The sequence below is a fragment of the Paenibacillus sp. LPE1-1-1.1 genome (assembly GCF_040676435.1).
In the GTDB taxonomy this organism is placed as follows: Bacteria; Bacillota; Bacilli; order Paenibacillales; family Paenibacillaceae; genus Pristimantibacillus.
The window spans coordinates 747,233-761,191 of the sequence record NZ_JBEGHY010000012.1 but is presented as its reverse complement, the minus strand read 5'-3'; the positions used below and the strand labels follow the sequence as shown (position 1 = coordinate 761,191).

At 47.0% G+C, this 13,959-nt stretch carries 12 protein-coding genes; all 12 read right to left on the bottom strand.

From position 1 onward, the window contains the following. Nucleotides 1–10: 10 nt before the first annotated feature. On the bottom strand, nucleotides 11–1,171 hold the full coding sequence (solA, locus tag MRBLPE1_RS13835; protein WP_364147291.1) for an N-methyl-L-tryptophan oxidase: 1,161 nt from the start codon (nucleotides 1,169–1,171) through the stop codon (nucleotides 11–13). Beyond that, nucleotides 1,128–2,318 carry an amidohydrolase gene (locus MRBLPE1_RS13830; protein WP_364146134.1) on the bottom strand — a complete coding sequence of 397 codons (1,191 nt, stop codon included), beginning with the start codon at nucleotides 2,316–2,318 and terminating at the stop codon, nucleotides 1,128–1,130. The genes solA and MRBLPE1_RS13830 overlap by 44 nt, the downstream gene beginning before the upstream one ends. Next, a complete protein-coding gene (locus MRBLPE1_RS13825; protein WP_364146132.1) occupies nucleotides 2,315–3,325 on the bottom strand; it encodes an LLM class flavin-dependent oxidoreductase in 1,011 nt (336 codons plus the stop codon). The genes MRBLPE1_RS13830 and MRBLPE1_RS13825 overlap by 4 nt, the downstream gene beginning before the upstream one ends. Nucleotides 3,326–3,346: 21 nt before the next feature. Next, nucleotides 3,347–4,099 carry an amino acid ABC transporter ATP-binding protein gene (locus tag MRBLPE1_RS13820; RefSeq protein ID WP_364146131.1) on the bottom strand — a complete coding sequence of 251 codons (753 nt, stop codon included), beginning with the start codon at nucleotides 4,097–4,099 and terminating at the stop codon, nucleotides 3,347–3,349. Further along, nucleotides 4,096–4,806, bottom strand: a complete 711-nt coding sequence (locus MRBLPE1_RS13815) for an amino acid ABC transporter permease (protein ID WP_364146129.1) — start codon at nucleotides 4,804–4,806, stop codon at nucleotides 4,096–4,098. Before MRBLPE1_RS13815 ends, MRBLPE1_RS13820 begins: the two co-directional genes overlap by 4 nt. After that, entirely contained in the window at nucleotides 4,796–5,584 is a 789-nt protein-coding gene (locus MRBLPE1_RS13810) for an amino acid ABC transporter permease (protein ID WP_364146127.1), read from the bottom strand. Before MRBLPE1_RS13810 ends, MRBLPE1_RS13815 begins: the two co-directional genes overlap by 11 nt. Nucleotides 5,585–5,610: 26 nt before the next feature. Next, nucleotides 5,611–6,447 (bottom strand): transporter substrate-binding domain-containing protein, encoded by an 837-nt coding sequence (locus tag MRBLPE1_RS13805; RefSeq protein ID WP_364146126.1) that lies wholly within the window; start codon nucleotides 6,445–6,447, stop codon nucleotides 5,611–5,613. Between the two features lie 289 nt (nucleotides 6,448–6,736). Next, nucleotides 6,737–7,651: a LysR family transcriptional regulator gene (locus MRBLPE1_RS13800; protein WP_364147288.1), complete on the bottom strand. Its 915-nt coding sequence runs from the start codon at nucleotides 7,649–7,651 to the stop codon at nucleotides 6,737–6,739. A 217-nt stretch (nucleotides 7,652–7,868) separates the two neighbouring features. After that, nucleotides 7,869–8,156: a HesB/YadR/YfhF family protein gene (locus tag MRBLPE1_RS13795; protein WP_364146125.1), complete on the bottom strand. Its 288-nt coding sequence runs from the start codon at nucleotides 8,154–8,156 to the stop codon at nucleotides 7,869–7,871. A 176-nt stretch (nucleotides 8,157–8,332) separates the two neighbouring features. Further along, entirely contained in the window at nucleotides 8,333–11,602 is a 3,270-nt protein-coding gene (locus MRBLPE1_RS13790) for a carbohydrate-binding protein (RefSeq protein ID WP_364146124.1), read from the bottom strand. 132 nt (nucleotides 11,603–11,734) lie between these two features. Then, a complete protein-coding gene (locus MRBLPE1_RS13785) occupies nucleotides 11,735–13,018 on the bottom strand; it encodes a glycoside hydrolase family 125 protein (protein ID WP_364146122.1) in 1,284 nt (427 codons plus the stop codon). A gap of 48 nt (nucleotides 13,019–13,066) precedes the next feature. Next, the gene (locus tag MRBLPE1_RS13780) at nucleotides 13,067–13,954 is read right to left on the bottom strand and encodes a carbohydrate ABC transporter permease (RefSeq protein ID WP_364146121.1); all 888 of its coding nucleotides are present in this window, start codon (nucleotides 13,952–13,954) and stop codon (nucleotides 13,067–13,069) included. Nucleotides 13,955–13,959 lie beyond the last annotated feature (5 nt).

Below are 13,959 nucleotides of genomic sequence, written 5' to 3'. Positions count from 1 at the left end.
TGCCTCTTCATTACTTGCTAAAACGGCTTATCTCGAATAGCCGAAGATCAAAGCCCGTATCTTTTCTTTCCATTTTGTCTGCCAAAATCTCGCCGACAACGCTGGCAAATTTAAACCCATGGCCGGAAAACCCTCCGGCAAGCAGCACATTGGCATGCTCCGGATGCGAATCAATAATGAAATCTTCGTCGGGCGTAAACTCGTATTTGCATACCGCGCTTGCCAAAAGCTTGCCCGCTGCTCCAGGCACAAACGCATCGAGCGCGCGGCGCAGGTCTTCCTCATCCTCCGGATAGGCGCCAAACGGAGCGATCGGCCCGCCGGGCTGCCATTCCTCTCCCGTGTCATGCCTGCCAATCTTGATGCCTGCGCCCCCGATACTCGGGAAGCCGTAATATCCGCCGGCCGCTCCTCCCCAGGTGAAGCCGGGAAAAACGCCTGCATCAAAGCTCGGCGAGCTCGTTTCGAACCAGCCAACGACCTTGCGGACCGCGCGGATCGGGAGCTTGACATGATTCGAAAGCATTTTGAACCATGCGCCTACGGTAATGATGATCTGAGGAGCCGTATAAACGGCATCCTTCGTATATACGGTGACGCTTGCTGCACCGGCTTTGATATCCGTAACGAAAGTATCCGTCAGAAGCTCGGCTCCGGCCGCCAGCGCCTGCTGCTTGTAAGCAGCTACGCATTTCTCGCTGTACAGGTAGCCTGCATTCGGTTCATACATGCCTTGGAACGAATCGTCCAGCTGAATGCCGGGAAACCGCCGGTTAATCTCTGCCGCTTTCAGCAGTTCGACCTGCACGCCGTTCGCGACCGCATCATTCAGCCTGCCTTCGTAATTGTAAAAGCTCGTCTCCGCCATGTTCAGCACACCGGAACGCTCCAGCAGCTTTTGCCCGGTTGCCTTCTCGAGTGCAAGCCATTTCTCGTCCGCCCGCAGCGCCATCTTCACATACGTATCGCCGCCGTGGTAGGCATGCCTGATCAGACGAGGCTCGCCATGATGGCTTCCATTGTTATGCGGTGGATTAAAGGCATCGATGAGCAGCGTTCTGGCACCGCGTGCCGCAAGCTCATAACCCGCGCTCATGCCCATCGAGCCGGCTCCAACGACGATGGCGTCATATGATTTCGGAATGCGGTCGTCCTCCTCGCGAGCGCTCATCCGCCAGCTTGCGCAATGCATCCGAAGCGAGCGATGCAAAAAACGAAGCAGCGACCGGCAAAGCTTTCTCATCTAAATCAAATGCTGGATGATGCCACTCCTGCGGGCCTGCCGTGCCGAGAAATACGAACAGCCCCCCGGTTTCCTTCAAATAGAAAGCAAAGTCCTCGCCTGCCGGCGAAGGGATCGGCTCCACGACGGTAAATCCCGCTGCTTCGGCAGTCACAGTCGCTTGATCCGCCCATTTCTGATCGTTCACGACCGCCGGCGGGCCTTCCATCCATTTCACATGCGCCTTGGTTGCAAAGGCTGATGCTACGCCGTTTACAATCTGCTCCAGACGCTCCCGCACAGCCAAGCGTACCTGCTCGTTAAAGGTGCGCAGCGTGCCGTCAAAAACCGCTTTATCGGAAATAATATTCCAGGCCGTACCCGCATGCAGCCTCGTCACGCTGACGACCGCGCTGTCCAGCGCGCTCACATTGCGGCTTACGATCGACTGCAGCGCCGTAATGATATGCGCCGCCGTTACGATCGGGTCTAGCCCTGCCTCCGGCACTGCCGCATGGCTGCCGCGGCCTTCCACCTCAACAACAAAACCGTCTGCCGCGGCCATGAGCGGGCCTCCTTTGATACCAATGGTACCGACCGGCAAATCCGGCTTATTATGCATGCCGAACACTGCATCCACGCCTGCAAGCGCCCCGCTTGCAATGAGCAAGCCCGCTCCCTTCGCCTTCTCTTCGGCGGGCTGGAAGAGGAATCTTACGGTGCCCTGCAGCTCCTGCTCGCGCTCCTTCAACAGAAAGGCTGTTCCAAGAATCGCAGCGGTGTGGAAATCATGGCCGCAGGCATGCATTTTTCCCGGTATTTTGGAAGCAAACGGCAGCCCCGTTTCCTCTTGGATCGGCAGCGCATCTATATCTGCCCGAACGGCTACGACCGGTCCGCCATGTAGGCCGCCAACCTCCGCGATTACCCCCGTTTTTAGACCATGTTCAACGATCCGAATGCCGGCTTCCGTCAACCAGCCGCGAATGGCGGCTGTCGTTTCGAATTCCTCATGGGACAGCTCGGGATGCTCATGAAGCTGCCTGCGGATAGCTACTAGCTGCTGCTCTATCGATTCTGCCGAGAAGCCGCTCATACTAATTCTCCTTCAAAGGCTTCCTTCAGCAGCTCAAAGGAACGAATGCGTTTGGCGAAATCAGGAATGATCGTCGTAAAGACGAATTCATCCACGCCGTATTGCTCTTGGATCTCCAGCAGCCGTTTCCGAACCGTTTCCTTGGTGCCTCTCGTAATATCCGCTTCCCGCTCTTCGGCGGTATAATCCTCGCCTGCTTGCCGAGCGAACTCCTTTGCTTGCTCGAGCGAGCCCACATTGACGGTTTTACCGCTTGCCAGCGTGACTCTCACGCTTTTAAAATGCCCGGCTAACGCATTCGCTTCCTCCTCTGAATCCGAAGCGATAACGGACAAAGCCAAAATGGTTTTCGGCTCTCCGCCAAACGAGCGGTTAAAATTATTCCGGTACGTCTCGATCGCTTTCCGGGCCGTATCCGGATCATTATTAATAAATAAGGCAAAAGCATACGGATAACCCTTCTCCGCAGCCAGCTCCGCGCTTGAAACGCTCGTGCCGAGCAAATAAATATCAGCCGGGTGAACAGGCAATGGACTTGCTTCTAAACCGGCAAGAGGGTGCTCCGCTCCGGTCGGCGCAACGAGAAGCTGCTCCAGCTCCGTCAGCTTCTCGGCCAAGGTCGACGCTTCCGCAACGCCCTTCTGCAATGCTTTAGTCGAACGAGGCAGCCCTCCGGGTGCACGCCCGATCCCGAGCTCAACCCGCCCAGGCGCCAAGGAAGCCAGCACGTTGAAATTTTCCGCTACTTTATAAGGGCTGTAATGCTGCAGCATTACGCCGCCTGAACCGATACGTATCGATTTGGTTTGAGCCAGCAAATAAGCGATAAGCACCTCCGGCGAGGAGCCTGCCATGCCTGGGGAATCATGGTGCTCCGATACCCAGAAGCGTTCGAAGCCCAGCGTTTCCGCGAGCTGCGCCAGCTTAACGGTATTTCCTAAAGCTTCTGAAGCTGTCTGTCCGGGGAAAATAATGCTTTGATCCAGAATGCCAAATTTGAGTGACATATTGATTCGCTCCTCTATGCGTTAGATGGAATAAACACCTTCCGGTGTGATTCGCTTCAAAAATTGCTTTGTCCGTTCTTCCTTGGGATCATTAAAAATCTCATTCGGCTTGCCTTCTTCGACAATGACGCCGCCGTCCATGAACACCACATGGCTGGCTACATCCTGCGCAAAGCCCATTTCATGCGTCACGATAATCATCGTGATGCCTTCCCTCGCAATTTTGCGAATAACGCCAAGCACCTCGCCGACAAGCTCCGGATCAAGCGCCGAGGTTGGCTCATCGAACAGGATCACCTCCGGATTCAGCGCAAGCGCCCGGGCGATGCCAACGCGCTGCTGCTGTCCTCCGGAGAGCTCGCTTGGATAGGCATCCAGCTTATTGCCGAGCCCGACTTTCTCGAGCAGCTCCACGCTTTTCTTGCGGGCCTCATCCTTTGGAATTTTCTTCACGATGACGAGCCCTTCCATGACGTTCTCGACGGCCGTCTTATGCTTGAATAAATTATATTGCTGAAACACCATTGCGCTCTTCTGGCGGAGCGTGTGAATATCCTTTTTATCCGGACGTTTGCAGTTGACCGAGAAATCATCAATGGAGATCTGGCCGTCATTCGGCTTCTCCAAATAGTTGATGCAGCGCAGCAGCGTTGTTTTGCCGGAGCCGCTCGGTCCGAGTATAGCCACGACTTCGCCTTTCTTCACGGTAAGATCGATGCCCTTCAGCACCTCATTGCGTCCAAAGCTCTTCCTAATCTGTGTCAGCTTAATCATGAGACACCGCCTCTGTTATAAAGGTTAAAGCGCTTCTCGGCTAATGCGGTCAGACGCTCGATGATAAAGGTCAATCCCCAGAAAATGATGGCAGCCGCCAAATAAGCCTCAAAAAACTTCCAGTTCGTCGTCGCGACGATTTGCGCTTTCGCGTTTATTTCCACGACCGATACGGTAAAGGCCAGTGTTGACCCGTGCAGCATTCCAATAACCATGTTCGATAAGTTCGGCAAACTTGCCGCAAAAGCCTGTGGCAAAATAATTCTTCGCATGGCCTGCGAGGTCGTCATGCCGACTGAGTAAGCCGCTTCGATTTGTCCGCGGTTAACGGCCAGCAAACCCGATCTCACTACCTCTGACATATATGCGCCAGCCGTGATGGAGAATGATACATAAGCGAACCCAATCATTGGAATGGAGACCGATCGAAAGGATAGTCCCAAGGCACCGGCAACAGCGTCGACGATAATCGGCAGCCCGAAATAGATAAGCAATAAATGCGTCAGCATCGGCGTACCGCGGATAAAGGTGACATAAGAAGCCGCGATCGGATAAAGGACAGGCACCTTGTAAAGCCGTATAACCGCTACGGTGGTACCAATGATGAGGCCGCAGAAAACGGAAACGGCCGTTATCGCGAGTGCCGTCGGCACGGCGGTTAGCAGCTGAAGAAAAGCCGTCCATATAAATGCAAAATCAAGCTTCATTTTCCCGTCCCCCTCTGCCAAAGCCCGGCCCTATTGCGAGCCTCCTTGTTTTCTCTTTCTTCAAACGAGGTTCTTTATCCTCAGACGCTATACGGCGTTCATGCTTTAACAGCTTGTGTTCTATGAGATGGAACAGCTTTTCAAGTCCGAAACTGATGACAAAATAGATGATCGCAAGCGAGATGTACGTTTCAACAAAATGCCTGGACATCACGGCGAGCGTTTGCGACTTGCCCGTCAATTCCATAATGCCTAATGAAAAAGCAAGCGAGGTGTCCTTCAGGTTCGCGATGACTAGATTTGCGAATACCGGAACCGATATCGCCATGGCTTGCGGAAGAACGATCCTCGTAAAGGCTTGAAAACCTGTCATGCCAACCGAGTAAGCCGCTTCGACTTGCCCGCGGTCCACCGCTCCGACGGCTGCGCGTATCATTTCCGCCATATAGGCTCCGCTGTGCAGGGCGTAGGTGAGGATGACAAAATACAAGGCCGGAACCTTTGCAACGTCTACATGAACGAGCTTCAATATTTCAGGAAGACCGTAATAAAACAAAAACAACTGGATCAAGATCGGGGTGCCTCTGAAAAAAGAGAGATACACCTGCGAAAAACGTCTAAGAATCGGAATCTTATAAAGCTGGGGAAGGGCGACGATAAACCCGACGCCCAGCCCGATTACGATGGAACTCACCACAATAAGAAGAGTGACTTTCAAGGTAGGCAGCAGCTTTACTAGATATTCGAACACATAACTGATATCAAATGGTTCTCCCATCCAGCCATCTCACCTTTCACCCGCGTTTATTTTTCTTCGGAAGTAAAGTCGTTGCCTAACCATTCAGAGCTTAGCTTGGCAAGCGTGCCGTCTGCTTTAAGCTCTTTAATCGCTCCGTCAACCGCGTCGGAGAGCTTCTTTTGCTCCGGATCATCTTTACGGAACATGAACAAAATGTCAGCTTCGCTAAGCGCCGGTCCTACTGTTTTAAGCTCTTTCTTCGGATCGACAAGCGATAGCGTGAAATCGGCTGCCAAAAATGCATCCACGCGGCCGGAGGTTACTTGTGCTACCGAATCGTTAGCTCCGCCGTTTTGGTACACGATTTCAATGGCGTTATTGTTTTCTTTGTTATAGTTTTCAAGGATGGTCGCTTGTGCGCTCGTTGCCGTCGTCAACACTTTTTTGCCTTTCAGATCATCCAGCGTTTGAACGGAATCATTGTCCTTTGCGACGACAATTTTGTTTCTCCAGTGCGCGTACGGCTCCGTGTTGAACAAATATTTTTGCTCGCGTTCCGGATTTTTCTCCATTTCATGGGCAACCAGGTCGATTTTTTTCGTTTCCAAGCTCAGCAGAAGGTTCGTAAATTCAAGCGTTTGGATGTCAAACTCGTAGTCGGCCAGACGTTTATCGATTTCTCTAACCAACTCAACATCGAAGCCGGTCAGCTTTCCGTTCTCGTCTATAAAGCAAACGTTAGGAAATTGCGTCCCCGTTCCTACGACGATCTTCGTTACTTCTTTCGAGGCATTTCCGCTAGCTGCTTCCGCATCGGCGCCAGCGTTATTTTTGTTGCTGCCGCAGCCTGCAAGAGTTAGTGCCATTACGATTGCGATTGATAAAAAGAATGCTTTTTTCATTTTCTTTTCCCCCAATGAATAAAATAATTTAAATCCTTATAATTCCTACCTGTTAAGTAAGGATTAGTGTTGCATTCACTTTACCATCCAAAGATTGCCTTCGTCAATCCCATTTCTTATAGAGATCTTCTATAAGTAAATTGATTTGTCTGATTCATTGGTTTCGGCAAAAAAAATCCGCTGCTTCAGAAGGAGCAGCGGATGAACATGTTTAATCACACTATTTCAATCGGCTTAACTGACAATCTAACTTTACCATGGTTCCGTCTCTTCGGATAATAGAGCTTTTCTATAAAAGCTTTTCATTTACCGATAAGCTGCGCTTCTCCTCGGCAAGCTGCTTGCCGATCTCCGTAATCGCGTCAAGAAACGCGAGATGCTCCCCATGATGGGAAATGAGATTGGTTTGCAGGGATATGCCTTCTGTCTCCGGGACACGAATCTGATAAAGCTTCCCGTCGCGCAGTTCCTGCTGGGCGCATAAATCGGGGAGAAAACCGATGCCCGCCTTTTGAATGACCAGCTTCTTAGCCAGCTCGGAATTGTCCGTTTGAATTTGGATGTTGGGAGGGGTATCCAGATGCTCGAAAATACGGTGAATACGAAGCCAATCCAAGGAGCCGCACTCAAAAAACACGAGCGGCTGCTCCGCGATCGCTTCAATCGTTAAACTCTCCGTCGTCAGAAAAGGATGTCCGTCGTAGGCATAGAGCCGGATTGGATCCTCATAGAACTTCGTCGATTGCAGGCCGGGATGGTTCACATTGCGGACAAAACCGATATCCACTTCCTTGCCGAGCACCTTATTCATGATCTCATCCGTCGTGTTGGTAACGATTTTATAGTGCGTATTCGGAAACCTTTGCTTCAAGCGAGGCAATAAGTCCGGAATGATATAATTGGAGACGGATACGGTACAGCCGATTCGGAACTCGTCAGGAAGCGATTTCTTCTGATTAATATGCAGCTTGCCCTTCTGATAGATTAGCAGCAGCTGCTGCGCATAGGGCAGAAACCGTTTCCCATCCTCCGTGATTTGAATCTGTTTTCCCTGCCGGTCGAACAGCTTGCAATCAAGCTCGTGTTCAAGCGATTTAATTCTAGCCGTGACGGATGGCTGCGACAAATACAACGCATCCGCTGCTTTATTGAAGCTCCCGCAATGAATGACGTAGACAAAGGCCTCGATATTTTCAATGTTAATCTCCTGCACCCCCTCAACCCTTTTAAACCAACTAAACCACTAAGAATATATTTATTTAAAATAACAAACGAATGGGTTGGCTGTCAAATCGGATATATATCACTTTGCAGGTCTTCATAGGGGATAAACAACAAAATACCCCTTGCGGGGTATTCAGCGGTCTATTATTTGGGCTAATGCAGAGAGAAGAAGCAGGATGAGATCCATCCGGCTGCCGCTATTCTACAGTCATAATAATTTCTTCATGCTTCTCATCAAAGGAAATCCGCAGCGACTTATTATCTAAATACCACAAATTATCTTCCTCGATGAAATAAGTAATGCCGTCTACGTCCTCGCGAAGCCCAATGCTTCTTGGCTCATCCTTAGTGACACCGAGCGAAAGCCCCGGATGAACGCTGCCGCAGCCGCCCAGGCGGACAAAGATGCGAATCGATTCACCCTCTGTCAAACCCATTTCCTGTTTATACCAACGAGCCGCTGACTTCTCCACTACTAAATTCATCGCGGTCATCTCCTTCCACTACCTATTCTATTCCATCATTACGAATATGCGAACCGATGTCAACACTACAAATTTATTTGTTTAAAATATTGCTTTCATCGTAAAATCGACCTTCAGCAAGCATGAAACAACCTCACAGTTAATTAAAACCGTGAGGTTGTTTCATAAGATTTGATCTATTCTGAACTGCTATTTTGCCAACTATCAATTAGTGATTGAGCATCCGAAATCAGAATCGCTTTGGCACCGTCTTTAACGTTATGACTTAAAGCTTTATTATTTAAGTGCTTAATAAAATCCTTCATATGTTTAATCGCATTATTCCGTTTCCCATTATCAAGTTGATGTTGAACCTGAGCAAGAGCATTGGTAAGCTGCGGTATCATCGCTCCGCTTATTTCTCCTGCATCCTTGAAACGGGTTATTAATTGTTTCATGGAATTTACGCTAGCTGCAACATTAAATTTAAATGTTTGCTGAAGCATGTTGCCTGAGTAATCCTCCATTGCAACAGCAGCCGTCTTATCGCCTAAATTTCCGGCCATATCGATGGCTATACTGTCCTTTATCTGAGGATTATTCGTATATTGTTTACCGTCAATCGTGATTATTGCGGATTTTATAGCCGCTAAGCTGCCGCTTATTTTAAAGTTTAAAGCCATGTAATCTTCAAAAGATTCACCCTCTTTTAAAACCTTGTCGTTTGCAGAAAGTGAAAATGAAGGTAAATCCTTATCATTAATCAATATTCCCTGTGAAACATTTCCTGACTTATCTACAGTTTTTATTAAGATGGTGTAGCTTGTATCCCTTTCAATTCCTGATATAGCAGCCGTTTGTATGCCTCTATTAACTTCTATTACGTCTCCAACCTGTTGTCCATTGTTTAATAAAGAGATTTGCACCTTTTGACCATCGATATCATATGGACCGTCCCAATACAATTTCATATTGTCATCGCCACGAATGATTTGAACATTTTCCACCTCTCCCGGAGCAACATGGTCCTCTTCAGGTACAGGCGGGAGAGTTGGCGCTGTAAATACGGCAGGATCACCGAAAGTGAATTTATCAAAGTTATATAACCAGTCTTCTCCTTTAAATAATAAGAAAACAATATGTTTTCCCGTTACAGGAGCTGTAACATCCGCAGAGACAACCTTGAAGTTCTGCCAACCGCCTGTTCCTGAAACCGTACTTGTGGCTATAACAGGGCCATTCATGCTGTCAATTCTTGCTTCAATCGTTCCTCCGCCTGTGTCTGATGCTGCATTAACGGTAAATTTAGATGGGCTTGTGCTTCCAAAGTCAATATAATTATACATGGCATATGGTTGATTAGGACCATATATTCCCGCCAGGTAGGTTTGGCCACCGCCATTTTCCGTACCGACTCCTACACCGCTCGTATTATTTTCAGCCTCGAGTTTGCCATAAGCGTCCTTTGCTTGCCCTTTCACTGTTGAAAAAGTGAACCAATCCAAATGAATAGGGAAGTCGCTTTCATTTGTTCCATGGAAAACGAGATATAGATCATGAATACCTGCTGCTTTGGTATCATCTATATTAGACATGATGTCCACCCAGTTATCCGAATCGCCTAAAGCCGGAATCCCAATTACGCCTACAGTCGGTCCGTCCAGACTGTCCAGCTTAACTTCAATCGTGCCGCCTTGATTACCGCTTGTTACATGAACGGTAACACCAGCGGCGCCTGTTCCAAAGTCAATTCCTTTATAAGAGGCATAAGCGTTGTTATGAATGCCTTCTAAAAATCCGCCGTCCGCATTTTTACTCAGACCTGAACTGCTGTCAAAGTTTCCTGCCTTAAGTCTTGTGTATGCATCTGTTTTTGTTGGATCGGTTGTGGTGAATTTAAACCAGTTTACGTTAAATAAATATTGATCGTTTGTTTTTGCGAAGGACAGATATACATCATGTATTCCTGTTATAGTAATTGGATTTCCTTGATCATCCTTAAGAACCGTAACGGCATCCGTATAATTATTCCATCCGCCTGTTCCTTGTACGTTCAAGGTGCCGACTTTAGGGCCATCCAGGGAATCGAGCCTTACTTCGATATTGCCCCCGCCAGTTCCGCTTGCAGCTCTAGCAATAAATCCAACTGCGCCGGTGGATCCAAAATCCACATTTTTATATGCCGCATACATTCCGGGCTGAATTCCTCCCAATTGCTTGGATCCCTCCGTGCTGTCCTCCATAACGAATCCCGTACCGATATTATACTTTTCCGCTTCGATTTTTTGGTAAGGATCTTTAACCGCATATTGGATAGTCACATCTTGTGATTCTAAAACAGTCAGCGCTTCAACAGCACTGGATGATGACCAAGAATCATAGGTTCCGGCATGCAGCTGCCCTGCCCAGTTTCCATCCATGATATTGTCAGCATTTCTATGGTTCCATGCCATTTGCGCATTGAAGGCAAGCCAGTAGTTTAATTGTTCACTAACCTGCTTGTATGCACCTTCGCTTCTCTCTTTTAAAGCATCTTGAAGATAGGCCATATTACGGATCAGTATCGTTTTACCGCCCTTTAAATCCCCATTCGGCCCTTCAAAGTTCAACAACTGGTTTGCATCAACTAAATGGTTTTTGGTGAAATTAGCGGCTTTCACTGCATCATCAAGATAAACGGTACTTCCTGTTATTTGATACAATCCTACTGCTGCGCCAATGAAAGTGCCCTGGTTATAATGCGTTGCATCAGGGACAGCCCCTCTTTCAAGCTCTATGCGGTCAAATACTTTGCCATTGCCATCCGTAAGCATCGTCTTGCCCCATTTGTAGATACGGGTAGCGGCATCTAGATAATGATCATCCCCAGTAATGTTATAAATAAAAACAGCTGCTTGTGCCGCAGGGAAATTAATGCAGGAATTTTTTGTGTTATGCTCGCTGTTCATCCACCAGATGCCGCCGTTTGCAAAGTTGTCATCCCATTGCGTATCGTATACAAAATCAAAATAATATTTAGCCTTATCCAAATATTTTTGATCTTTAGTTATTTCATAGGCTCTTGCGGACGCCATTGCCCACCACATGATGTCATCATTGAAATGATTGTTTGTCCAGTCATCTCCATACTTAGCTGCTGTACCATCGAATATATCGTCAATCTGAGTTCTAAGCTTTGCTTTCAAGGTAGGATTAGAAGTATGAATATACGCATCCATTACCATCTCCCAAAGCTCTGCTTCCACCCAGAAGCCTTGATAGCTGTCGCCATGGTTGGTATTCGTCCAAAAATACTTTGATTCGCTATCCCAAAACTTTGCGTTAAATGCCTCCATAGCAGTGTCCGCATCGGAAGAAGTAAATGCATATGCTTTTGTACTTCCAAAGGCAGACATTGAAGCGAAAATTAAGAAAAATGCCAAAGATAACACGAATAACGCAGACGGTTTCGTTTTTTTCGGTGCCATAATCGTAATATTACCTCCATTTCAATATGGGTTTTATTTTATAAAGCGCTTTCATTAATACTATAATATCCATACTAATCTAATGTCAATATACAATTTGAAAGTCAAATGGTATATTGATATATCATTTGACTAGGACTTTCTGATTTCCAGTCCGCATACGCTTAATATAAATTCAACAAACATGGCATTGGACCAAGAAAACCATTCTCTGGTAAATTCGCCCGGATTGTCTTTATGAAATCCTTCATGAACCAAACCCGTGCCCGCGTCTGTACGTTCAAACATATCCAGTATTTCGTTCCGCTCCGATTCATCGATAGCGGTCATTCCTTGAATGGATAGAGCGATATGCCAGATGTAATGCTCAGGTGTATGAGGGCTTCCGATCCCTTTGGCATATTTGCCTTCATAATAATAAGGGTTTCTTTGGCTAAGAATCATCTTTCTTGTATTTAGATAAATCGAATCGTCTTTTTTGCAGTAATCAAGATAGGGGAGCGAAAGCAAACTTGGTACATTCGCATCGTCCATGATGTTGACCTGTCCTAATCCATCGACCTCGTAGGCATAAACCGGACCGAATTCTTCATCATTAACGACTGCGAATCGTTCAATGCCTTGCTCGATATCATGCCGAATGGACATGACCTCTCGACCCAGGCTCTGATCATGAATGAACAAATCATTAATTTCCTCCAAGTACTTCAAAACCACCACGGCGAACATATTCGAAGGCACCAAATAACCATACGTGCAGGCATCATCGCTTGGCCGGAAGCCCGACCAGGTCATCCCTGTATAAGCCACTTCACTGCCTTTTCCATTTCTATCCAAAGTGTCTGTGGCAGGGCAATTTTCTCGTTCAAAGGTGTAGGTTGATTGTTCCATGTGATATTGCTCGGTCCGCCAGACTTTCAAAACTAACCGAACCGCTTTTTCAAAATCGGGAGTAAAGTGTCCCGTTTCGCCTGTGTTTTTCCAATATAAATAGGCTAATTGAATGGGATAACACAAGGAATCGATTTCATATTTTCTTTCCCAGATCCATCCTGACATTTCAGTCTTATCATTTTGGTGTCCTTTGCCATTATCATATTCATTAAATGCATTGGCATATGGATCTCTTAAAATGGATTGGTATTGTGTTTTTAATACCCCTTCGATTATTTTCTTCAGGTCGGTATCCTGTGCTGCCAGCATTAAATAAGGCCTGAGTTGATTCACAGAATCTCTCAGCCACATGGCCGGAATATCTCCAGTCAGCATGAATACTGTTCCATCCTCTTCATGCCGGCGAATGGTTGTTTCCAGCGTATTCTGATAGCAGCTTTTGAACATCTGAATGATTTTAGGCCGGTCGGACATTCTTTCGCTAACGTATTGAATGATTTTTTCTTCCGTATTGTTATGCATTATCATTCTCCTAAATGTGATTGATGGTTTTTATAACATCGTTTTTAACTATTCCTTTACCGATCCTAAGACGATTCCGTGAATAAGATAGCGCTGAAGGAAGGGATAGATTAATAAAATAGGAATCATAGACACCAGAATTTTTGCCGAGTTCAAGGTGACATTAGATACCTTATTAAACTCCTTAAGCTGCTCGACCGTAAGATTTTGTATTTGGTCACGCGTCAGGCTGAGCTGCTGAAGATAGGTCTGCAAAGGAATTTTCGTACTGTCATTGATTAAAACAATTCCGTCAAAGAAATTATTCCAATGGCCTACAATGGAAAATAAGGCAATGGTAGCTAAGCTTGGCAATGAAACAGGAAGATAAATATGAGTTAATATTTTTAGCGGGCCCGCTCCATCCATAAATGCGGCTTCTTCCAGTTCCTTTGGAATGCCTTTAAAGAAATTCATCAGCAATATGACATTAAATACGGGGACTGCACCGGGTAATACAAGAGCCCAGATGGAATTGATCAGCCCCAGATTGCTAATGACCATAAACCAAGGGACAATGCCGCCGCTAAATAACATCGTAAATATGATAACCCACATATAAACGTTTCTGGACTTAAACTGCTTGATACTTCTAGACAGCGGGTATGCCATTAATATGGTCAGAATCATATTCAGGCTGACTCCAAGAACCACCCGCTCCACCGAGACGAGAAATGCCTTCCAAAATTTCGAATCATTTAATATCTTTTCGTAGGAGGAGAAATTAATATCTACGGGGAGAAAATAAACCTCTCCTGCATTCACGGCTGTACTGCTGCTAATTGAAATAACGATGGTATTTACCATTGGAACGATTGAAAGAAAAGTGATCAGCAAGAGTGCCGTTATGATCGATATATTTACAAACCTGGACCCCAGGGCTTTGGATTGTACCATGTTTA